This window comes from Nostoc foliaceum FACHB-393 (genome assembly GCF_014698505.1).
GTDB classification, from domain to species: Bacteria; Cyanobacteriota; Cyanobacteriia; order Cyanobacteriales; family Nostocaceae; genus Nostoc; species Nostoc foliaceum_A.
The window spans coordinates 1-23533 of the sequence record NZ_JACJTD010000073.1 but is presented as its reverse complement, the minus strand read 5'-3'; the positions used below and the strand labels follow the sequence as shown (position 1 = coordinate 23533).

Here is a 23533-nt window from a genome sequence, read left to right as displayed (position 1 = left end):
AATGTCCTCACCACAAATCCAATCCTACGGTTGTAACAACTCTCTAGACCAGCCTTTATCCACTCTGCCGTCGTGGAAAATCAAATTGCTGTATGACGGCCAATGTCCCTTGTGTCTGCGTGAGGTTAATTTTTTGAAAAAGCGGGACGCGGATCGAGGGCTGGTGGCGTTTGTAGATATTGCAGCTGATGACTACAATCCCCAAGCAGATGGCGGTGTTGACTATGAAACTGCAATGGGGCGTATTCATGCTGTGTTGCCAGACGGAACGCTAGTTAAAAATGTTGAAGTTTTCCATCGCATTTACGAAATTCTGGGGATGGGTTGGGTCTATGCTGCAACTTCCTTACCAGTTATCGGTGCTATTGCCGACTTCCTATATGGGATTTGGGCTGATTGGCGACTTTTTCTAACAGGACGACCAGATTTAGCGACTATTGTACGAGAGCGTTCTTCTCGACTTGCTTGCAAGACCCAAAGCCGTTGTCGCTTAATGGATGAAGATGACTAAGCCCAGTTTCACAATAAACAATGTCTTACTGCACACTTAATTGAAATTGTGACTCGTGAAGGAGCAAAAACAGTGGGAGCTTTACTACAAAAAACTTGTGTTCTTTATAGTGGTGATTTGCCGTCAGTAACTGAGACTGAAATTGCTGAACTTCAGCCTCAGATACGTAATTGGAAGATGATTGAGGAGAATGGTGAGTCATCCTCCACTCATTGAAGTATTAAAGAAACTCAACTTTCGTCCCTGAGCATCACTTGCTTAATCATGGGAGTTGTTAGCTTGCGATAGTTAACTGTAACGCTTGCATTTGAGGAAAATCACGCTTAATAATTTCGATAGTTTTTCTTTGACTCTCTTGCTTTTTAACTATCAGTTGTGCAGTGCCATCCCCCTGAGAACCTACGCCTTTTCCTCCAAAGATATAAGGCTTAAGTGGCTCATGAGCGAGAAGCAGATGTAGATTTTTTGCAGTTAATTGATCGGGACAAGCCGGAACTACATATCGGTCAAATTCCTCTTGGGCTTTTGTCATTAAAGCTCCAAGAAGTTGGGCATCTCCAATTTGTATTGCTTCAACTGCTGCCTGGGTAATTTCAGAGCTAATAGAACCAAAATATTTTTGGACATTTTGCTCTATTGAATTAGTAGCGAAAGGATAACACTGATTCAATCGTCTTAGTATTTCTTGTGTGTTTTTGCTCCCGCCGAGATCGACAATCACAAAAAACAAATCCTCACTCACTTTCAATTCGAGTAGGTCGATTTTTTCACCATTAAATATCATCAATATTGGGCGATTTCCATAAGCACAAGCCTGATCCATACGACCACAAAGGCTAGGAGTGGTTCTTTCTCCTTTGTAGGCAAACTCCATTTCTGAACGAATTGTCATCTTCAAGCCATACAGACGATTAAAAGCCCTCGCAATCAGAACGCAAAAGGCAGCACTCGAAGATAATCCCTTTTGGATGGGTAAGTCGGTTAGATAATTATCAACCTCAAGTCCGCCAACATCATAGTGAGTCAGAATTTGATATGCTGTACCAGCAGCATAACTAAAAAAACCACCCTTTGCCGCTATGCATTTCAAGGTATTAGATTCCATAGGTAATCTCAACGGTTCATAACTCCTGCCATCATTGAGAGAAGCACGAATAATTAATTCAGTAGAATTAGGCAAGACATTGGCATAAATTCCTTGATTAGTACCAACAATTAAGGTGTAGCCCTTTTCGAGAAGAGGATTAACACTGCGATATTCTCCTGCCCAGTCAGTGTGTTCTCCAAACAAACAAAGACGACCCGGAACAAAAATTCTCATTTTAACTTTCCTGTTCTTAATCAAGGTATATTATCCTGATTAACTTGAATAGATAACATACCAGTCATCACTCCAATAGCCTACATCACCAGGGCTTTCGGGAATCACTCATGAGAATCGGTTGCTCTTAGGCGATGACTACGCTCCGTCTAGCGATGTCTACAACGGGCTGCGCCTACGCTACTTCCTTCATCCCCTGATTTGCCTTCTCAGCACTCCATCACCAGCAACTATGTCCTGTGTACCACCAAGGAAGAAGCTCAAAGTCGCGGATGTGTCGTAGTACTTGCGCTCGCCTTGCGGTTACTTCTAAGTAATGCCAACTTCAAGATTATTCGTTTTTTGCGTAAAGCACGAAAATTGAAGCGAATAGTATTATATAACGGTACTTACTATGGATAAACCGGGGACAACACTAAAAGTCTCCTATATAATTTACTTCTATCAAAACTGCTCTAGCTTCCGTCTAGGGCAGTTTTTGATTGCACGGTAGAAACCAGATTCACAATTGTATCTAATGGTGAAGCATATAACAGTATAGAACTTAAGCACTTAACTTGATATTGAAACTAAGAATGAAAAATAAGACAACGCCCCATGCTCAATTACAAAATTTCCAAAAAATGGTTAAATTTGGTGACACTAGCTTTGATATCTGCCTTGTTGCTGGCGATCGCTTCTTCTGCCTCAAGTATTTATTTATATGGCCGCAGTACTAATAATATCAAGGCAGATGCAGCAATTGTTTTAGGAGCGGCAGTTTGGGGAGAAAAACCATCTCCTGTTTTCAGAGAGCGAATTAACCACGCCATCAACTTATATAAAGATGGATCTGTTAAAACAATCATTTTTACTGGCGGAGTTGGCGAGAGTAATGAACCACCTGAAGCTATAGTTGGAAAAAATTATGCACTCGCACAACAGGTAAAAGCTGCTGATATTCTCACTGAAACTCAATCTCGTACAACTCACCAGAACCTCACAAATGCTTTGGAAGTAGCGAATGCTCACCAATTAAACAAGTTTCTTATTGTTAGCGATCCATTGCACATGAAACGAGCAGTATTGATGGCACGAAATTTAGGAATGGATGCACATTCGTCTCCCACACCGACTACCCGCTATCGCAGTTTTCACAGTCAAATGGAGTTTTTAAGCCGAGAAACTTATTTTTACTTTGTCTACTTAGTGTTTAAAATCTAGTTTTAGCAAACTGCAACTAAAAATTGCCTAGTTGAGCGATAACACAAAGCACCCCCTGAAGCAATCGCAACAACAAAAGCAAGTTTTAGTGAGCGCTCACGCCTGAAATCGCTAAATTTTAGCTGACTTTCCTCTCGGCAAACAGTGACAACTGTCCCGGAGAAATATTCCCGCGTCCGAATCGATGGTAGTAAAGGTGACAGCCACTGCATAGGCAAGCCAGGTTCTCAAGCCGATTGTCACTAGGGTCACAATTCCAGTGATGTACCTGAAGTGTATGAGCTTTGCACTGAGATTTTGTCCAATCAGGTGGTTTTTCCCCAGGACGTAAGCAGACCCTACCACATTTAGTACAACGCCAATCACAGTCAGCTTTTAGCGCTGTCGCAATTTCTTTCCAATTGTCTGGATATACACCCTGACTCATGACGATGTATTTTTGCAATCTATAGTGATTTATCAATCAACAAAGCTTATCTTAAAATCGACTAAGTTAAAAGTATCGTTGCTACAAGAATCTTTCGCCAATGAACATAAATATTCTTCTAGCTTTGAGATCCAATACCGTTGTTGTTGTGAGGCGTAGATAGGTGACTGCGGTTAAAATTGTGGTTTCTTATATTGCAATAACAGAGCTAACAACATGAAGCCATCGTGGAGAACTGCCATAATTTTAACTGCGATCGCTGGAGCTATCATCACCACTATCTTGATTTTCCAAAGCACTAAACAGCCATCCATCGCGCTTACCGAAGAATGGATAGCTACTCAAGTGGCAAGTACTATGCCAAAACTTCCACAGTGCGATTACTGTCTCCGATACTCACATAATCCTCACCTTGTCTGTACCGTCCATCCTAGTGCGCTCTATCAGCAGCCACCATATCCTTTGGCTAGCAAGGTCTGGTCAAAGTTACAGTTTCTCAAGTGTTTGGTTGGCTAAAAATAGGCAGTTAGAGAAATAGATCGCAGAAGAAAAAATTATGTATTGCGATCGCACGCAAGTCGATTGATTAGTAGTCACACAGCAGTGTAACCACCATCCATCAGGTGGAAGCTGCCAGTGACAAAAGAGGCTTGCTCGGACAATAGGAAGCTAACCATGTTTGCGACTTCCTCAGTTCGTGCAAGGCGACCTAAAGGGTGCAAGTCAGCCATCTGCTTTCGCGCTGACTCTGGCAACTCTTGCATCTGGGGTGTATCAACATAACCTGGGCCGATTGCAGTCACCCGGATGCCCTGGTTTGCATATTCCAATGCTGCCGCCTTTGTCAGACCGATAATCCCGTGCTTGGCAGTGACATAGGGAGCAATACCCGCCACTGCGACCGCACCCGCGGCAGATGACATATTCACAATTGCCCCGCCACCACTTTGGATCATTGCTGGAATTTCGTATTTCAGTCCAAAGAAAATGCCGTTAAGATTAGTCGCAATCACACGATGCCACCATTCAATCTCATAATCGGCGATATTAATCCCATGCGGCCCGGTAAAGCCAGCATTATTGACTGCTAGGTTCAACCCGCCAAATCGCTCCACCGTTTCGGCTACCATTGCCTCCACAGCGCGATGGTCAGAAACATCAGTTTCAATAACGTGTGTCCGCTTGCCAGATGAATCCAACCGCCTAGCTACTTCCTGCGCTCCTTCGGCATTGATGTCTGCCAGAACGACCCGCGCACCGTTTTTGTACAGGTTGACGGCAATGGCTTCGCCAAGACCTCTGGCTGCACCAGTGACAATAGCTATCTTGTTTGCGAATTCGGTCACTGGCTTATCCCCTGCGAATCAACGCTGTACTCTTTGTCAGTTCCAGAGAGCAACCTGCTACAATGGCGGGTTGATTATACAGCCTCGACCACGCTGGACACAACAGCAACAGTTAGAGTTGCTTGATTGGCATCCGTTGTTTACTGGCAAATGTCCCAAATGTGGTGCTGAGTATGAACGCGATTGCACCTCAAGAGTACACTGGGATTGTCCAAACTCAGAATGTGGCTGCATGGACGATACTGTGTAGAGCGATTGCCTAGAAAGCGACTAAGTATTACAGGTCATTACAAATTTCAAGTAGGCGCAGATCCACCAAGCGCATTTTTGTAAGCATCAGCAGTTTCTATGCCAAAACCACCAGCTTGAGCATGACGGAGTAGCGATTGTACTATCGGCATCGCAATACTCATGCCAAATAAGGCATTGAAACCTGCAATAACCACTGGTGCAGATAATACAACTGTAAATTCTGGAAATAACGCTAATACAGCCACTAAGATCAGAAAAACAATCGGTGTCGCAATACCTGCTGCTTTTGCAGCTTCTAAAACTAAACTTTTGTACTCTTCAACAGTAATATCGCCCCGATAAAGATCCAAGGAGTATGAAATCGCTGTGATTATAACTTGGGTAAGAATAGCGGTTCCTGTAGCAGTGATCCCCAGCCTAGCAATTGTTCCAGAATTGCAAATAATAGAATCTACTGCATTATAAACCCGAACATAAAACTGCTCCCCAACAGTCATAACTTCGGCACCTCGACGGAGATTATCCACCCCTACTTCCCACAGAATATTGTCAGCACCGTTTGAGCCTCCTTGAGAACGTGGAATGATATGGCTCCCATGCTTATCGCTCAAGAATTCACGGATGGTTCTTTCGTTAGCTCCAAGCTTTGATGTGCCTGGAATTTTCTCAAACAGCTTCATGACATCTGCATCAGAGCGAGGTAAATCTCCAGTTCTCAGACCAGCACGATACCTCAATCTATATGCAATCTTGGGCATCTCTAGGGCTAGTTCCGCAGCTGTCTTAGGCAAGTTTTGTAATGCCTCAGCTATGGCTACACTCGAAGTTGTCACACCAATAGCAGTACCTTCTAATGTTTTACTTACATTTTGTACAGCTTGAAAACTCTGCTGTGCTGTTGCAGATAAATCAGCAACTGCATTAATACTTAAGGTGGTAATCTCTACAGTAGTATTTGTGATTCCATCAATTACTTCTTCTATCCCCTTTGCTGTATTAGTTGCTGCTTCTTGCGCTTTATCTTTGAGCGTATCCGCCAAATTTCGTGCTTGGTTGATGAAATCCATATTTTAGTAAAATATTGTTTTGATAATTTAGTATTTAGTTCAGCTTCTCCCCTCAAAGCTAAGAACCACATCAGCATTAATCATGAACTTGCAGGGTAATATTTAAAGAGAAAGTAAGGAACTTATAGCTTGATTGTGTGGTAGGTCAAAAGCTGAACTCTCAAGCTAGTTTAGCTGTTTTATTAACGATTTAAATAAAATTTTATTGATACAGCAATCAGCATTATATAAACCATCTTTTAGTTTTGGTATTTTATACTTGAATTGAAGTAACAAAGCGATCGCGCTCATCAGTTCAATCTGTATTGGACGTTTATCCTGTTGGCAAAGAACGAATTAACTCCCGAATAACGTCTGTTGCTGGTCTTCCTGTCATCGAACAGTATTTTTCTAATATTTCTGCTTCGCCTGATATCAGATTTATTGTTATTCGTTTAACAGCCCATTTCTTATTCACTGGTTAAATTAACTCTACTTGAAACTATTTCTCTAGTATCAATGACTCAAACTGTTAACATAATAATAAATATAAGGATATTAGCCTTAAGAAGCTGTGAAGTAAACGCTGCAAACTTTAAAGCTGTAGTGAAGAGTTTAAATACAGTTTAACGTATGAAATTTAGATAATTTAGAAGCAAGTATTATGAGTATAATATCAATACTATTGCTTTAATTATAATTTTATCTTACCAGAATATACAGATATTAAACGCTGCTTAACTAAATAATCAATTTGATAAATAAGCGCTCCTTGAATTAACCATATAATTCCAAATATTACTATAATCTGCTGCTCAAACTGTGTGTAAGTTTCAGGAGGTTTTATATAACTCAGATGAAACATAGGTAAAATTATAGTGCAAACTAGACAAGTAACCAAAGTAGATAAGATAATTACAAGCCAGCCGTATAGACCTTCCCACCAACTCATTAATTTTGGTATTATCCCTGTTACAATACCTATTTCTGGTGCTTGAATTTCTGAAATAAAACGGCTGAAGAACAAATGTAAATAGTGATGAGTGAAAGCAATAACGGCAATTGGGGACAGGAGAGTTATTATTACAAATATAGCTAGTAATTCTGGGCTACTTACCAAATTAGCAACACCATCTCCTAGCTTTATTAAAATCTCAGTTACAAATCCAATTACTCGAAGAAATACCATTAAAATAAAGGATTTTAACCAGCAACTAGGATATGGTAGATATGCAGGCCAATGAGACTTTCGCCGTTTTTGTTCTGCATTATCTACAATATTGGGTTTATTCATAGTATGAAAATAAAAACAATGTTCTATATTTAGTATTCCCACTTTACAGTTACAAACATCACTTGTAATCTGCTGTTTGTTCTGACTGGTAGATAAGCCTATTTAGGTTTTACTCAAAAAGTTGCAACACTCAACTGCTAGAATTCTGACGTTTAACGAGTTTTGGCTTGGGAATTGGCTTAGGCGTTGGGATCGTCTTTTCGGGAATCTGATAATTAGCCACAGCGGAGGCGATCGCCTGTATTTGCTGTTCGCTCAAACACTCAGGACAACTAACCATTGCTTGCAGTAATGCAGGTACACCTTGAAAAACTTGTACTGAGCAATTGTTAACTCCCAACCATTTGGCGATAGGAAAGACCACAGGAGCATAAACGCAACTATTAGGGAGATTTGGAATAACAGATACTATCCATTGGGCAAACATTTGCTCATGGTAAGCACTTTGAGACGTTGGGCTATGAGTTATTGCTACCCAACTATTGCCTTCTCGACGTTTCCATTTATCGTTGTATGCTGTAAATGAACCCTTCCAAGTTTTGATTTCCAATAAGAAAATGCCTTTTGTACCGATAATTAAGTGGTCTATCTCGGTTAACGCACCGGAGTTATTAGTAGGAATTAGAGCATTATTGAACATTACCCAAGTGTCTGGGAAGCACTGAAATATTGCTGATACTCCCCATTCACCCATACTGCCTTTGAGTTGATTTTTAGCTTGTTTAAACTCATACATGAATGAAGCTAATCCACTTAATGTACTGTCGCTTAAAGCTTGGTGAATTTCTTGGTGTACAGCAGACTTTTTAGCAGTAATTTTCTCTTGAAATGCTGCTCTTAACTTTGATGACTGTTGCAGAGTTCTCATAACCAGTTTCTCAATTAACTTGAACGGAATTTTGAGTAGGTTTTGTCTGCATACTGCTGGGCGTATTTAACTTACGAGATAATGCCAGCGCACCCATAGCAAACTGCTGGTATACTTCCGGTGGCTTATTCATAAAGATGATCATCGAGTTGCGGTGGCTATGAATTGCCAAATACCGATTTTTATTGATAATGGCATATACGATTAGAGCAACACCTAAACCAATGATAATTAAGCCGCCTAAAAAAGAATGAGCTAATAAACCTAAAGCAAAGAAGATACAAGAAGCCCCAGAACCTAGCAGTGCATAGATAGGTGCTTCTTGAGTCTCAACTGAATCAATATTTTGAATCCGTATCCAAGTGTCTTTCTTCTCTAAGTAGGTTTTAACTGTAGCTTGAAGAGTATCACCAGTTACCTTGACGGTCATTTGCCCTTTAGCAGGAATTAAGATATTACCCCACACCTGAGCAGGTTTTCCTGTAATTTCAGAAAGAGGTTGATTACTTCTCATATTTGTATTACCTGTTCATTAGATGCTTTACTTAATATCTAAGCCTAGTTATTATTTGCTATCTGCATTAAGTGTTTCTTCAACAGTCAAAGAACGAATCAACTCTCGAATCACATCGGTTGCTGGTCGTCCTGTGATTGAGCAGTATTTTTCTAATCTTTCTGCTTCTCTGGATGCCAGATTAATTGTGATTCGTTTAGTAGCCCATTTCTTATTCACAGGTTAAATAAACTTTCTTGTAAACTACTTCTCTAATATCAATCATTTAAACTGTCGTTACCACGATAGATTTAATGAAATTAGATTCAAGAGGTTATCAAGAAACTGCTATCAAGTATAAAACTGTGATGAAGTAATTGAATAGTTTCTAGAGTATAAAGCTTAGACAATTTTACAACAATAATTATGAATAGAATATAAGGTAAATCATTTTACTTTATTAAGCGGGCAGTAGAAACACATAATAATTAACAGCTTATGAATAATATGGCTAGCAGCAATATTGAACTAGACTGAATTAAGCCAGGAGCAGCAAAGATTCTAGCGAAGCGCGATCGCTTGGGATTTCTTTAAGAATGAGGGTGAGCGCTCATTTTCCAACAGAATCATCGCAAGTATTCTCTCATACTGCCATAAACTATTCCCACTTCTCCTCAGTCTGGGGTGCTTTGTCTTGTGTCAATCCCACTATTCGGGCTAACTGCCTAGCTTGCTCTGGGTTTTCGCCAAGCTCTATCAACTGGTGTTCTAGGTTGGGGTCGTAGCCTTGGGCTAGTAGCTGGGCATATTCGGTATCGGTCATGCCGAGGTTGTGGATGTTGGTCATGGTTGGGGTCGGGGGCGATCGCTTCTCTTTTCCTCTAAGAATGGTATGCCTACGCAACTACCAATTAAAGTACTTTTACTGCCACTTTACCTAATACTGTCTCCAAACGAGTGGTAAATTCTGGGAGCGAGCGATCGCTCGTACTGATATCTTTCCTCTAAGAAGGGTGCGATCGCTCCTGCTGTTAGTCTTCCCTTAATAATGGGATAATTAGTCTTAGCAAAACAAGCGGTTCAATCTGACTTTGAGCGATCGCCTGCGACGGGTGGGGTTTCCTCACTTGATTGGGGCGATCGCGTCGGTGATTTTTATGCTCTCGATGTATGATCCAATGTCTGCTGTAGCAAAATAAGCGATTATCTAGGTAGGTAATATATAATATTAGAATTAAGTTAAATACGCTTGTAATTATAGCGATAGATTTAATCCAATGGAACCATTAAATCAAAAGTCCAGATGGGAAGAATGGAAGAGATTGAGAGAGGCTGGGCATGACTATAGAACGGCTTATACTCTATCTTCAGATAATCCTTTAGCTACTCATAATAGATTGAATAAATTAAGGGAAGATATTTTAAGCTATATTAATAGTGGTAAAAAAGATAAATCTTCACCCATACATCAAAAACTTAAAAGGTTTCAAGAGAGTAATAGTAAATATCTTCAAGAAAATAGTGAATCAATGAATGATATTCCAGAAGAATACCGAAACCCCTATTATATATATGGTAGGGATTTAACAGACTTATTATCAGATTAATAATAGTTTAAATTGTTTCCAAAATTAAGTTTTAGAAATTGGTATATTTTTTGAAAACTGAGTGATCGCTTCGTTGCATCCGAGAATTGGGTGGAGGCGATCACCAGGGAGTACCTATAGGAGAAAAGTTTTTACTGTTTTGAAAAGTTATAAAATTTATAATTAATTAATTAATTAATTAATCGAATTTGATATTACTTCCCCAACCACTGATTTAAAGATTCCCGACGTTGTTGATTTCTTTCTCCTGGGGTCATATCAAAAGGACTTTGTTTTTTAAATACCAGTGGGTTATAAATTCCTGTTTCCCAGTTTCCATACATAGGATTAGGTATTGCAATGTAAGCAGGTTTCACTATCTCTCTTGTGATATTAAACACCCCATAAAAACTACGATTCTTGTCTACATGATCCCGACGTTGTTGGTTACTCTTGCCTATAGTTTCATCAAAATCATTGAGGTTATCGCCAATCAAGGCAATTACTGTATATCTTTTGCCATCAGCACTGCCATTTTTAACAGCTTCTACACGCCATTGTTTAGAAGTATTCTCTTTGCCGTCAATCTTTTTGGTAAACTCCCCCTTTAACAATACTGTCTGTCCGTTGACTCCTGTAAACCCCACAGATTTTAAATTGTTAATAGTAGCTATTTCTAAATCATTGCTTTTAGCATCTTTAGCGCTCTTTTCATCTCGATTAGAAATAAAGAATACCTTGCCCCCATTTTTATTTACATAATTAACAAATTCAACTGCTCCCGGTACAGCTTTAGCTTTCTCCTCCTTAATCCATTGATTCCAAGCAGTAATTTCAAAACTATTATTAGTATCTAATAACCCTGCTTGATAGGGGCTATTGTCAAGAACTGTTTCATCAATATCAACAATGATGGCGGGACGGGTAATATTTTTTGATTTAGCAGTATCAAAAGTGAGTTTGGCTATATTGAACGCTTGATAAGTTAATGCTCTATATTCTCCAGATTGTTGCACCCAATTAACTGCTAACATTCCTTGTTGATTTAGTTGTTTACTAGTAATTTCTACTGTATCTTGCTGTAATTGTGAAAGTAGTAGGACGGGTACTAATGCAGTAACGGTAAATGGTAATTTAGACATTGGTGGTTACAGTATTTTTAAGTTAGCTTTTTTTTGCTGCTCTTTTTTGCGATCGCCAATCCCAAGGTGCAGTAAATTGTGAATCTGCCCAAATATTTAAACGTTGTTGTTTAGCTTCAGCTTCAGCCTGTTCTACAATACCAGCACTAGCACAGTTTTTTAGGTATTGACGATAAACCATCGCTAACCCTTCTTTCACTAATATCTGTTGTATGAAAGTACCATCCTCTAAGCGTACCTCAGCAACTTTGCGGCCATAGCGATCAGTATCTACGATATTTAATTTGATCTGATCGCCAATTTTGATAATAGATTCTAGCCGCTCTTTTGCTTTGTTTCCCCATAAAAACTGATTTTTATCAGCAGGGTTATCACTATTTTTTTCTGCGTCAGACTTGGGTGTTTCTGCCGTATCTATACAAGCAAATCGCACTCTGATTTCTTGATTAGATACATCAGTGACTGTTATTGTATCGCCATCATCGACTTGCTTGACTTGATAGTTTGGCTGTATAGAAGATTTTGGTATATCTTCTAATATATTTAATTGATTAGGCTCTGTAATTTTTAATTCAAACACTTGTCCTTGTGCTTTTTGGGGTGCAACATTTATGATTTTTACTTCTTTACCTTGTAAAGCAATTGGATTAGAAGCGCCAGGAATTTGATTTAGGATTTTTCGAGGTATAATTATCTGGTAAACTTTATTATCTTTTCCTGACAACTTGAAAGTTTCAATTTCATTAGTTTGGCGAGTCCATCCATTAATTCGCCCTAATATTTCTGAAGTATTATTAGAATTATTAGATTTTTGATTTACGGAACTATCACTACAGTAAAAATTAACTGGATTCTGCTGAAAATTTGCACATCTCAATATTTCTTCAGTTCTTTGAGAAATCTTTATTAATTGTGAATAGTCAGATTCATCGCCACCACCATAATTAGCTTGTTTTCTAATATTATCCGGTGCGTTAAGTAAAATTTTTGTAATTATCTCACGGTCAGATTCAGAAAGCTTAGGTGATAAATAAACATTAGAGCCAGGAATTTCCTTACTTAAATGAATGATTCTCAAATCTTTATCATTTGTAACTGCTTCATAAGCAGCAGCACCTACATCAGCTTTTCCAGTTTTAACTAAGTCCTTAATATCTTTTCCTCGATGGCCCATGTCTACCCTGAGACTTTTACCAAATAAGTCATAAGCAGGTACATAGAAACTAGATGCTGAATTGAAATCTCCAAGAGCAATAGTATTTGTAGATTTTAAATCATTGAGAGATTGAATACTACTAGTAGATTTTGTGAATAAAGTAGCTTGGTAATACGGAGGATTATTTGGAAACATTCGCGCTGCAAAATGATAATCGTTATTTTTAGCAGCTACAGAAAGTATTGGTGATAAAGTAAAGGCAATATCCCATTCTTTATTTATCATCCTTTTTCGGGCTTCTTCATAAGGAATTGATTCATCACCATCAATAACTATTTGTACTTTATTACCCAATTTCTCACGTAGGTAAGTTGTTAATTCTTGATAGTAACTGGGCTTACTCAAAATTCCTATAGTTAAAGAACTTGTTTGTAAGCTTTGTTGTTTATTTTCAATGATAGGAGAAGGTGAGGAAACTGCGGATTTAGGGACATTAGATGGACAACCAGATAAACCCAAAACACCAATAAATGCTAGAAACTTTATGAAAATATGGCTACTTTTAGAATTAGACACAATAGATATCACCTATATTTTTATGATTAAGCTGCTTGTTCATTAGATATGCCTGTAAGTTGCTGCAAAATTCTTTGATATCTTCTTGCATTTTGTAAATAAGCTTGATTGTCTAATTGTTCGATAACATTAATCAAATTATTTAGTGTAGTTACTCTGTAAAAACCACCTATATTGGATTCAATACCATGATCAATATCCGAGTTTGCTGGAAATACAACAACACCATATACAGGAAATTTACCCCAATTTGATGAATTTACATATCTATACAAAGAATCTGCATAAGTTTTCACTTGCTGATAAGGGTTCTCTCCCCAACAAGCATAAATATAGAGTTTTCTAGTTCCTATATCACAAGTCCATCCAGTGTTACGCGGATTACCAACAGATTTAATTGTTCCCTTATAAGATTTAGCTTCTACAACGATACAGCACTTATTTGTAACAAGGATAAAATCAGTAAATTTACTTCCTTGTTGTCCACTACCTACATCAAATTGTGTCAATACTCTTTCTAAAGAAAAATGCTGTTCTAAGGAACTTTTAATAGCTATTTCAAAATTATTTAAAGTATGCCGACCTGTTTGATTCTTGATATTCTCAATTTCTATAGTCAAAGCCTCTAATTCAGCTTGTTTCTGTTTTTCACGTTGTTCTAATTGTTGTTCTCTCTCTTGAGATTCTAATAGGGAGTTTTGAAAAATATCTAGTTGAGTATTAAGTTGTTCTTGCATTAAGTTTTGATTAGCTAATTGCTGTTCTAACGCAGTAATAATTCTCTGGGAACTTGTTTCGTTATCTCGCAGTTGTTGTAATTCAGAATTAACTAAAGAACGAGAGTTTTCAATTTCCTGTATTTGCTGCTGAAGTTGGGATAATTCATTTTCTTTTAGTTCATTTGTTCTTGCTTGTTTATCTTGAACAATATATAAATCCTGAGTTAATTTTTTAATTTGCTCTTCATATTCCTGTTGCCTATTTAGATTCTGCTGTGCTTCTAATCTAGCTTTTTCAGATTCAATTTGTGCCTTTCTAGCACGTTGTTGAGATTCTAACAGAGAACTTTGTAAAAGTTCTAGTTGATGGTTAAGTTGTTCCTGTTCTAGGCTTTGATTAATTAACTGTTGTTCTAAGGTAGTAGCAATTTCTTGGGAATTATTTTCATTATTTCGTAATTTTTGTAATTCAGATTCAGCATCATATATTTGTTGCTTCAGTTGAACTAATTCAATTTCTTTTGGTTGATGATTTTCTAGTTGCTTTTCCTGAGCAATCTGCAAATCTCTGTTTAGTTTTTCAATATGTGCTTGATACTGTTGTTGTTTATTGAGATTTTGCTGTGCCTCTAATCTAGTTCTCTCAGATTCAGCTTGTGCCTGTTTAGCGCGTTGTTGAGACTCTAATAAAGAACTTTGTAAACTCTTCAATTTATTGTTAAGTTGCTGTTGTTCAAGTCTTTGATTAGTTAATTCTTGTTCCAGTCTAGTAGCAATTTCTTGAGAATTTTTTTCATTGCTTTGTAGTTGTTGTAACTCTGATTTAGCTAACAAACGATAATTTTCAATATTCTTCATTTGTTCTTGAAGTTTAGCTAATTCATTTTCTTTAAGTTTATATAATTGATTAGCTTCTAATTGTTTCTTTTGAGCAAGTTGTAAATGATGATTTAGTTTTTCAATACGTTGTTGATACTGTTTTTGTTTGTTTAGATTCTCTTGTGCTTCTAACTTAGTTTTTTCTAGTTCAGTTTGCAGAGTTAATAAATTTTCTGTATTTTTTGGGAGATTATTCAGAGATTCCTTGAGTTGATAAATTTCCTGTTTAAGCCTAGTATTTAAAATACGCATTCTACTAGCATCCCTAACTAATTCATTCTTTTCTTCCTCTCTTTGATTTTTTAATAATGTTAGTTCATTTATTCTCTCGGCTAATTGAACTTCTAAAACTTTGTTGATATTTTCTAATTCATCTTCTCTTTTTTCTGCTTTCTTTTTATCAACTCGCTTTTTATAAAGCATAAACTCCAAACCACTCCAGATAAGCAAAGTCGCTCCGAAACAAGCCATTAGACTTGTTGCGTAAGTTTGAATCCTACTACTTCCAGAAAAAGGATTAGTTACTAATGTTGCAATATCCTCTTGAAACGTTGGTCTTACACCCCTAACATAGTAAACCCTACCGATAACACGGCCTTGATTAGTGACACTTATAGCACTGCGTTCAGTAGCATGAGAATTGCTATAAGTCCACTGTGCAAATGCAGGTGGAGGATCAAGCAACACATCGTATGGATGTTTTGTTAACTCTTGTGGATTTAGAGCCGCTTTCCAAGATGAGGATTTTCCAGAATCTTTACCTGAATACGAAATTATTTTTTGTCCACTAGAGTCTGTAACGATTAATCCAAATAAACTATAATTACTATCTAAAGTACGTTGTACTTCTTCTGGTTTATTTTTAATAATTGCATAAGAAAGTTTCGTTGGTAGAGTATGAGATAAAATGTTAAAATCAACAGTCTGAACGCGAAATATTGTTTGATTCCAATAGTTGTTATAACGGTCAAAAGTGACTGCTCCACCAATTCCAAAACTAATTATTCCTGTTGTTGCTAGTCTAGCTAATACTTTCAGTATTGCTCCTCGATTAGATGTCTGAGGTGCTTGTGTATTTTTGCTGTTGACCATCTCATGCTCCTGAAATTTATATTTTGTGACCGCTACACTATTAGTTGATATCAGGACAAAAAATCCTCTGAATAATACTGAATGCGTGACAATGATTACAGTGTGTGAATGCGTAGGATTCCTCTGAAAAATTGGGTAGCGATTGCTACCATTGCTAATCTTTCAATTCATGTACACGTTGCCATTCTTATTGTGTAATTTTGTAATTTGTAGCGTTAGGCTATCGAATTACCATCAGAGTTTTCAACACAAGGTCTTGTTTTAAGTTTTCCCATAGCAGAGGCTTTTCTAACAACTTGCTGGTAAATCGAATCTTTGCACAAGGTTTAACACCAATGCGGGTAGTATCTATCCAATAGTCAATATCAAGTGGGTTTACAATGATTTTGGGAGGTTCAATAATCTCTGCAATTGCATAGATTCCCGCCTGATAGCCAGATTTCCAAATTAGCACTCCGTTGCCAGCAACCATGTCCTTTGCATAGCAGGTTGTAAGCCTTGGCATCTGCTCAAAATCGTGGATATGTGTTGATGATGCGGTAGTACTTGGGGCTGCTTTGGAATAAGGAGTAGGTCATTCTACTAAGTTAATTTATCTCAAATCACTCTTCTTCATGTGTCACATCACTGTATGCTGAATCATCCACAGCCAATACAGGCTTGCCCATAGCAGCTTCAATTTTGGCAAGTATCATCCGTTGACGCGATGCCATGAAACCCTCAAAGTCGTCTTGTCGCAGTGTTATTGCGTCGATTTGATGAGTTGCCAAAATCGCATTCATGCCTGCATCGTCTAGCTGAACACTGTCATGCTTTTGAAGCTGAACCAGATATTCGCTTGGAGCTTTACCGCCAATCATCCGATTTGCTTTAAACGATATGGGAGTTTTGTTGAGGATAGAGTTATAGCGAGATGCGGGAATACCCTGCTTGTCGCACCAACTTTTAGGAAAAATGTGATGAATATCGAGTCTGCGTTCTTCCCAATCGCTTTCATCCAAATCCCGAATAGTGGACTTCCAAAAGAAATCTTGAGAACCTTCACGTTGAATCAAGGTATTGATACCCTTATATGCTGCACTAGTTCGGGAACGCAAAGTCCCTAAACGTGCAGGTTGAAAATTAGCATCCCGAACAGTTGCAGGTTCGTACCCACCGTCCTCAATCCAGTCTATAAGCTCTTGAATATCCAAAGCCATGCGAGTTTCAACTGCCCCGCCGTACAATTCGCCAAGGATACCGCACCAGAACCAACGGGCGATTTTGTCGTGGATTTTCGGTTCCAGCCAGCGATCGCCAAGCAACGCCATGACTGCGGCAAGAGGAATAAGTTGAGTGCGGTAAGGTAAATCGCTAGTTGAAAAAAACGATTGCTGTCGTAAAAATTTTGCAGCTTTGCAATAACCCTGCTTAAGAGGCTGTTTCCATTTTTGTAAAGCATCTACAGTTAAAGATAGAACGGCTTCGCGCTTGGAAGTCACACCTGTTATTTGCTTGCCAGTTTTACCTGCTTTTAAGTCTTGCTGACGTTTCTCCAAACTGTACAGTAGCGTTAATCCCTGGAAAAACTCTGTCGGTTCAACTTCATGTAATAAACGTTGTTTTCTGAGGTACGGTTGAATCCCTTCAATTCCTTCTTGAATATTACCAAACCATTCATCCCGCAAGTTGATATTATCAGCAGCGTAGGTGGCAGTTAAAAGTTCAAAAACCGAGAGATTAACGCCACCAGTATTTACTTTCTCAAAGACAAGACAAACAGCTTCCTTCTTATTGTTGCGATTGAGTTCAATGATGGGTAGCTCATAATAACGAAATTCATCAATAACTTGGGTACGAAATTCCATATAGCGACTCAATTTATTTGAGCCATGATTTGCATCATACTTATTTAATCCTATTTCCCAAGCACCTGCGTTGAGAATTTGATTACAAGGAAAGTAAAAGTGTTCATATTCCTTTTCTGGCGTACTGAGGTCAAGTTTGACATCACGGCCAAAGTTCTCTTTTTGAATACGATTTGCATCAATGCTAATAATTGCGCTTTCGTAATGTTCTGGCCCTAATAAGGCCGTTTCAATATCAATATAGTAATAACGCTGTACTAATTTTTTCTTAGAGTCACGAGTTTGAACAGGTTGCTTAAATATTAATACTTGCGTTAATGAAGTCAGCCGTTGTTGCCCATCAAGAATAAGCTTTTTCAATTTATCAAGTGTTGCCTGTGTTGGATCTACTCCCTCTACAGGTCTAGCTTTAAACTTAGCATCACCACCAGCCTCAAGCAGCATAATTGCTCCCACAGGGAAAGAACGCGCAATACTGACTAACAGTGAACGAATATGTTCATCATCCCAAACCCACCCCCGTTGGAAATCGGGTAGTTGAATTTCACCTGTCATGATATCTTTCAGTAAAGTCTCTAGTCTTGTTTTAGTAGAATCAAATGTAGACATATAGATATTTCTTCTGATAACTTGTTTGAATCTCTCGGAAAAAAGTGTTGAATACCAATAACCCGTTCAAAATTGTATAGTGAGGAAAAGCCTTGGCATCTGCTTAAAGTCGCGGATACGTGTCGATGATGCGGTAGTACTGGGCTGCCTTGGAATAGGGAGTAGGTCATTGTTGTTTGGTAGATTTCCTTGCTTGGTTTGGGTGGAGCGATCGCTTTAATCATCATCATCACCAGGGGCCCATCCATAGTCAGGAAAATTTTCTAAGCCAATCATGCCTAAGTAATCTCTGGTATCAAGACTCATATCCTCGAAATTCTCCTCATCGTCTTCTTCATCATTAAGAATTTCGTCTAAAGCACCTGCTAAAAAGTGCTTAATTAGCCAAGAGCTAACTTGAGAAAAATCACGCTTAAATCCTAAATAAACTGCACCAAGCACAGCCTCAAACATTTCTGCAAAAAGTCTCTCTTGCTCATTTAAAGGTTTTCCTTTTAGACTTTTTCCCAATAGGCAGAACTCTGGTAAATTTAACTTAATAGCAAATTCTGACAATTGGGCTTTATCTACAAGTGATTGTTTATCCTCAGTAAGTTCGCCTTGCGTAGATTCAGGAAATCTCTCATATAAATAGTCAGTAACAATAGCACCAAGAATTGCATCTCCTAAATGAGCTAGCCGTCTGTAAGCTTTCTCTTGGAAATCTTTTGTCTGCCTATCTACATTTGATTCATAGATAAATGATGGGTGTCTTAAAGCAATCTCTAGCGCTTCTGTTGCCTGAAATTCACTTATACCAATTCCTTTAATAAAAGCTTGAATTTGCTGTTGTCGTTGCTGTTTTTGGTTATACAATTGTGTCATAATTTAATAATTAATATAATAATTTTTAGTTAATAAGTAGTAAAAACAAGAGAGTATGTCTACTGTAATTGCTTATGCCCTTAATAAAAGAGCAGCTAAAGAAACTTGTATACTAGTAGGTTTAATCCCTTCAAATGCAATTAGGTTGAGTTTGTCTGTATCTTGCACTAACTGAATCACAAAGTTTTCATCATCCAAAATTGCTTTATTGCCATCGGTATACTCTTTTAAAAGTTTTTGTACAGGCTTCATCTCCTTCCAAGCGTTTAATTTTTTTAACGTACTCTTAACAGCTGCTCGATCTAAACCTGCTGGAAAGTGATCAAGCATACTCACCCGACGTTGAATTTTAGTAATGCGCTCAGAAGTAACACTAATATTTTCTAGGGTTTCTGGCTGTTCTAATTCAGCAACCTGCTGCTGTTTTAAGCCCACCAGTTTGTTATATAAAGATTGAGCGCATGATAGTAAATATTTTGAAGAGAAAACATTTCCCGCTATTGGAGTTTTGAAGGCAGTAGCGATCGCCATACCATAACCATCGTTTTCCCCGGTTTGGTCATTCCAGAACAAAGTCTGCTGTTTCTCTAAAATTGGTTCTCCATTTGGGCCAAAATATTGCATTGTCAACGCCACTAATCCGGTAGCTTCATCTTTTTCACCAGTGCGGCGACCTACAGCAATTGGATTGGCTTGGTAATCTTCACCCAATTCTTTTAGTAACTTGCTTAGTTCTTCACTATGCAGAATCTCATTTTGGGTATAAAGGTCGCGGCTAGTTTCCTGTTTTTTATAGGCATCTTCTTGTAAATTACCCTGCTCTATCTTTCTAGCTTTGACTAAGCTCTGAACAAAGTCGATGTATCCTGGCAGAATTTCATCATCAAATAGGGTATCACCATAAATAGAAGCCCCCAATGTGTTGACACTAGAAATGGTAGGGATGTTGGGGTTAGGTTCAATACTAGCGATGTCTCCATCATTTTGGGCTAAGTCTCCTACAAGTTTTTTATTCAGATTTGATAGGCGAGAAGCTTGCCGTAACAGTTGGCTTTCACTGTTGGCATAATAAACATAAATGTTCTTAGCTTTATGTTGCTTGGGGCGGTCAATCCGTCCAATGCGCTGCTCCAAAATCATAGGATTCCAAGGCAGGTCAATATTAATCAGATAATCAGCATCTTGTAGATTTTGACCCACTGATAAAGTTTCTGACCCAATTAGTACGGCGATTTCTTCCTCTGGCTTTGGGCGTTCTGTAGGATTTTTACAAGTCGCGTCTGGGGCAAACAGTCTAAATATTTCTTGGCGATTTAAAGTAACTGGGCTACGTTTTGGTTGCAGTGCGTGACCAGGACTTACTTTTTGAGGTTTGTCTGAATTATTTGTGTAATACAGCTTTGTAGAACCAATCAGCATCCCAATACCTTTAGATGCGATCGCACTGTCACGAGCCATGTAACGGTAGTAATCAATTACGGTGTCACTGAAAGTTGAAATTAGCAGCACCTTATGACCTTGACTTACCAGTTCTGCTACTTTTTGAGTAACTTGCTTGCGTTTGTGGTCAACCAGAAATTCATCTATTAACAGGTTTTGAATCTGTTCTAGCTGATGCAAATCACCTTCACAATCAGCCAACATTCGCTCATAAACTTTTTGGGTATTGTTAGGATTATCTCGTAAGTTATCTGTGGCAATATCAATAGACCGCCTTAACTGCTGACGCTTTTGTTGTTGTTCTGCCTCGTTTTCGTCCTCGTCTTCTACCCCATCTTCATAATCCTCATCCCAGCCTTCAGGGTTGTAATCATCTAAGAAACTTTCTGGTTTATCCTTCTTGTCGGATTCAAAATTGTAGTGAATTAGCAAAAATTCTTTCAGCCCATCAGCATCAGGAGAAACTGATTCTAGGCGTTGTTGCATCTGCCGAATGCGATCGCCAAAGTTTTTGATAGTCCGATTCAAGGCATACATACTCGATTCAGCCCGTTGTAGAAAGAATCGGCGTTGATTGCCTAATAGACTTCGCTGTTCGACGCTACCTGTTAAATAACGGATTGGATCAGCAAAGGGAATAAAAAGACTGGTTTCAAATTGAGTGAAAATCTGCTCAAGTGCTTGTTCTGTACTAATTTCAAAATGCACAGGTAGCCATTCTGCTATCCGTTTGGCATACAAATTTAAATCTGGGGTGGCTTCTCGCAGCATTTGGCGGGTGCGCTGAAGAAACAGTTCGCGGTAGGTACGGCGAAATAGTTCAGTATTATCTGTAAAATTTTCTACCCCAATTTCCCGATTTTGAAACCATTGAGCGACTTCTGCGGGGAACTTTAAATCATTGAATCCTTGAGGACGACTGATAAAGGGCGAGAGAATGTTATAAATATCTTCCCGGCGATTGTTCCAAGGTGTAGCGGTCAACAGTAGAAAGTAACGTTGCCGAGCAGACTTGCGATCGCTTTCTTGAATTGATGCACAGGTTTTATGAATGCGGTTTTTATAATTACGAATGCCTTCGTGCGCTTCATCGATGATAACTAGGTCAGGGCCACCGTAGCGATTGAAGTCTGCAAGAAAATTACTACCTTTGCGGCTCATCAGGTTTTTATTGTAGAGTTCATAATCACCTGATTTAAACCCAAGTTCAGCCATTTCTCGTTCCCAGTTGGGATGAAGTTTTTTGGCAGCAATGATGGCAATTTTAGCTTGACCCTTCTGCTGACGATACAACCACGAGACAGTAGCCGCTAGTCGAGTTTTCCCCAATCCTACAGCATCAGCGCAGACAGCAACACCAAAATCCTGCATGACTCTTAGGCAATGTTGCGCTCCAGATTTTTGATGCTCAAACAAGATACCTTGATTTAACAGTTCATCTAATAAATCACTACGTTCAACCCGGAACTGACGGGGGCGCTGCTGTGCCAACCAGTAAAGAAAATCATTTGGTGTGCCGTGATTTCCTGCCAAAATGATTTCTACAGCTTGTTTAAACCCTTGAATTTCACTGAAATCTGGAATTTCTAGGGATTGGCTGACGGCTGGAGGATTTTCGGGTGAGTTGTGATAAGTGCCTTCGGTGGTTGTAACTTTGAATTCGGTTAACTTTGTCGGCGGATGTTCTGGGTCTACCTCAACTTGACCAATAATCCGTTCCGAATCTTGGCTGTCAATGGTGATTTTCACCAATTGATCATCTACAACCTCAATGCTTTCTATTTTGTCTAAATTTTGACCTGTGATTTCAACTTGGGTGGTTTCCCCAGGGGCAAACTCATCAGGATTGATAGATTCAATAACTGGTTCTTTTAACTTGGCACGGCGATCGCGTTCGGCTAGTACCTGCTGTAAAAACTCTTGAGTTAAGTCAAAGGTAATGTCATCTCGCTGCCACTCAACATCAAACTGACCAATACTTTCAAATATGGCTTCTGCATCTAAACGAGAATCCCAAGAATAGAGAAAGGTTACACTCTCAGCATTTTTGGAATGTGCTGCACGAGTGAAATTATCTGAGCCTTCGTGCAAAATGTGGTTTTCTAACTGGTCGCTCAGGATGCCAGTTTTTTTGTGATAAATACCTCCTCCTGACTCCATTTTTACAAGTTTAATTTGCAAAAAATTCAGGCGAACTAACTCTGCCAAAATTTCTGTCCCACTAAAGGCACTATCTTCTAAACCTTTAAGGAATTCAGTCAGAGTACAATGAGCAAATTGGGCGCGGTAGTTAGGGTCTTGTAATTTCTCCAGTTCTTGGACATCCGTTTGCTTGGTAAAACCCTGCCAGTCCATCAATAGGCGAATTTGACCTTCAGTTTGCACAATTGAAGCGAGAGGTTCTTCATATAGTTTCAGCACACCACTATCAAAGTAAGCTGTAGAACGGCGATAAATTTGGGTGCGTTCTAGGGCAGAGCCGATGAAGACATTGTACTTATCTAGTTGAGCAGGCAAATTGAATCTACGAAGACGACCTTTAATTTCTAAAAAACTGCCAGCAAGTAAAGCCTTTTCTTTGGTTACACTTTCTTTATGAAGGAATTTTTCAATAATATTTAAATTACTAATTCGCAGCAGAGAGGTACTAGGTACATTTCCATCTTTGATAGGAATGTAATCAAAAACCCTAGCGCTTTTTGGGTCAATTCGTAGTATTCTGTAAGTCGCTTGTTTAAGCTAATCAGCATTTAAATTGCAATATAACCATTATTTCCTTTGTTTTTTATATTTCGATGCCACTTAATGACTAACTCACCCTGATTCAATAGCTTATCAAGTATTGACTTCAACTCATCTACT

Annotated in this window: 22 protein-coding genes; 5 read left to right on the top strand and 17 right to left on the bottom strand. The window is 38.6% G+C overall.

What is annotated here, in order from left to right; all coding sequences use genetic code 11:
- Position 1: 1 nt before the first annotated feature.
- Together H6G92_RS32870 and H6G92_RS32865 are read left to right on the top strand one after the other, a co-directional pair.
- A complete protein-coding gene (locus H6G92_RS32870) occupies positions 2 to 511 on the top strand; it encodes a thiol-disulfide oxidoreductase DCC family protein (protein WP_190900301.1) in 510 nt (169 codons plus the stop codon).
- A 48-nt stretch (positions 512 to 559) separates the two neighbouring features.
- A complete protein-coding gene (locus H6G92_RS32865) occupies positions 560 to 727 on the top strand; it encodes a hypothetical protein (protein ID WP_190900299.1) in 168 nt (55 codons plus the stop codon).
- A gap of 58 nt (positions 728 to 785) precedes the next feature.
- Here H6G92_RS32865 and H6G92_RS32860 read toward each other — a convergent pair whose 3' ends face one another.
- The gene (locus tag H6G92_RS32860) at positions 786 to 1832 is read right to left on the bottom strand and encodes a mevalonate kinase family protein (RefSeq protein ID WP_190900298.1); all 1047 of its coding nucleotides are present in this window, start codon (positions 1830 to 1832) and stop codon (positions 786 to 788) included.
- Between the two features lie 597 nt (positions 1833 to 2429).
- Here H6G92_RS32860 and H6G92_RS32855 point away from each other — a divergent pair.
- The gene (locus H6G92_RS32855) at positions 2430 to 3035 is read left to right on the top strand and encodes a YdcF family protein (protein ID WP_190900296.1); all 606 of its coding nucleotides are present in this window, start codon (positions 2430 to 2432) and stop codon (positions 3033 to 3035) included.
- Between the two features lie 118 nt (positions 3036 to 3153).
- On the opposite strand, the gene H6G92_RS32850 is transcribed toward H6G92_RS32855, so the two are convergent.
- The gene (locus tag H6G92_RS32850; RefSeq protein ID WP_190900294.1) at positions 3154 to 3462 is read right to left on the bottom strand and encodes an HNH endonuclease; all 309 of its coding nucleotides are present in this window, start codon (positions 3460 to 3462) and stop codon (positions 3154 to 3156) included.
- 216 nt (positions 3463 to 3678) lie between these two features.
- Between H6G92_RS32850 and H6G92_RS32845 the strand changes: the two genes are divergently transcribed.
- Positions 3679 to 3978 (top strand): hypothetical protein, encoded by a 300-nt coding sequence (locus H6G92_RS32845; RefSeq protein WP_190900315.1) that lies wholly within the window; start codon positions 3679 to 3681, stop codon positions 3976 to 3978.
- 77 nt (positions 3979 to 4055) lie between these two features.
- On the opposite strand, the gene H6G92_RS32840 is transcribed toward H6G92_RS32845, so the two are convergent.
- From H6G92_RS32840 to H6G92_RS32805, 8 genes are all read right to left on the bottom strand, one after another.
- Positions 4056 to 4808 carry an SDR family NAD(P)-dependent oxidoreductase gene (locus H6G92_RS32840; RefSeq protein WP_190900292.1) on the bottom strand — a complete coding sequence of 251 codons (753 nt, stop codon included), beginning with the start codon at positions 4806 to 4808 and terminating at the stop codon, positions 4056 to 4058.
- 296 nt (positions 4809 to 5104) lie between these two features.
- A complete protein-coding gene (locus H6G92_RS32835; protein ID WP_190900290.1) occupies positions 5105 to 6127 on the bottom strand; it encodes an HNH endonuclease in 1023 nt (340 codons plus the stop codon).
- A gap of 313 nt (positions 6128 to 6440) precedes the next feature.
- A complete protein-coding gene (locus H6G92_RS32830; protein ID WP_190900288.1) occupies positions 6441 to 6584 on the bottom strand; it encodes a CopG family transcriptional regulator in 144 nt (47 codons plus the stop codon).
- Between the two features lie 216 nt (positions 6585 to 6800).
- Positions 6801 to 7400, bottom strand: coding sequence for a hypothetical protein (locus tag H6G92_RS32825; RefSeq protein WP_190900286.1), 600 nt, complete (start codon positions 7398 to 7400; stop codon positions 6801 to 6803).
- A gap of 130 nt (positions 7401 to 7530) precedes the next feature.
- On the bottom strand, positions 7531 to 8268 hold the full coding sequence (locus tag H6G92_RS32820; protein WP_190900284.1) for a nuclease-related domain-containing protein: 738 nt from the start codon (positions 8266 to 8268) through the stop codon (positions 7531 to 7533).
- Positions 8269 to 8278: 10 nt separating this feature from the next.
- Positions 8279 to 8782 carry a hypothetical protein gene (locus H6G92_RS32815; RefSeq protein WP_190900282.1) on the bottom strand — a complete coding sequence of 168 codons (504 nt, stop codon included), beginning with the start codon at positions 8780 to 8782 and terminating at the stop codon, positions 8279 to 8281.
- A gap of 51 nt (positions 8783 to 8833) precedes the next feature.
- Entirely contained in the window at positions 8834 to 9001 is a 168-nt protein-coding gene (locus H6G92_RS32810; RefSeq protein WP_190900280.1) for a CopG family transcriptional regulator, read from the bottom strand.
- 418 nt (positions 9002 to 9419) lie between these two features.
- Entirely contained in the window at positions 9420 to 9608 is a 189-nt protein-coding gene (locus H6G92_RS32805) for a hypothetical protein (RefSeq protein WP_190900278.1), read from the bottom strand.
- A gap of 430 nt (positions 9609 to 10038) precedes the next feature.
- Here H6G92_RS32805 and H6G92_RS32800 point away from each other — a divergent pair, with 430 nt between their 5' ends.
- Positions 10039 to 10368, top strand: a complete 330-nt coding sequence (locus H6G92_RS32800; protein WP_190900277.1) for a hypothetical protein — start codon at positions 10039 to 10041, stop codon at positions 10366 to 10368.
- A 194-nt stretch (positions 10369 to 10562) separates the two neighbouring features.
- Here H6G92_RS32800 and H6G92_RS32795 read toward each other — a convergent pair whose 3' ends face one another.
- The 7 genes from H6G92_RS32795 to H6G92_RS39860 form a co-directional block, all read right to left on the bottom strand.
- Entirely contained in the window at positions 10563 to 11489 is a 927-nt protein-coding gene (locus tag H6G92_RS32795; RefSeq protein ID WP_190900275.1) for a 5'-nucleotidase, lipoprotein e(P4) family, read from the bottom strand.
- Positions 11490 to 11511: 22 nt separating this feature from the next.
- Positions 11512 to 13221 (bottom strand): PhnD/SsuA/transferrin family substrate-binding protein, encoded by a 1710-nt coding sequence (locus tag H6G92_RS32790; RefSeq protein WP_190900273.1) that lies wholly within the window; start codon positions 13219 to 13221, stop codon positions 11512 to 11514.
- 26 nt (positions 13222 to 13247) lie between these two features.
- A complete protein-coding gene (locus H6G92_RS32785; protein ID WP_190900271.1) occupies positions 13248 to 15911 on the bottom strand; it encodes an NERD domain-containing protein in 2664 nt (887 codons plus the stop codon).
- Positions 15912 to 16131: 220 nt separating this feature from the next.
- The gene (locus H6G92_RS32780; protein ID WP_190900269.1) at positions 16132 to 16416 is read right to left on the bottom strand and encodes an EVE domain-containing protein; all 285 of its coding nucleotides are present in this window, start codon (positions 16414 to 16416) and stop codon (positions 16132 to 16134) included.
- A gap of 97 nt (positions 16417 to 16513) precedes the next feature.
- Entirely contained in the window at positions 16514 to 18367 is a 1854-nt protein-coding gene (locus H6G92_RS32775) for a GmrSD restriction endonuclease domain-containing protein (protein ID WP_190900267.1), read from the bottom strand.
- 216 nt (positions 18368 to 18583) lie between these two features.
- Positions 18584 to 19231: a ribonuclease III domain-containing protein gene (locus tag H6G92_RS32770; protein ID WP_190900265.1), complete on the bottom strand. Its 648-nt coding sequence runs from the start codon at positions 19229 to 19231 to the stop codon at positions 18584 to 18586.
- A gap of 72 nt (positions 19232 to 19303) precedes the next feature.
- Positions 19304 to 23188 carry a helicase-related protein gene (locus H6G92_RS39860; RefSeq protein WP_242059404.1) on the bottom strand — a complete coding sequence of 1295 codons (3885 nt, stop codon included), beginning with the start codon at positions 23186 to 23188 and terminating at the stop codon, positions 19304 to 19306.
- Between the last annotated feature and the right edge of the window lie 345 nt (positions 23189 to 23533).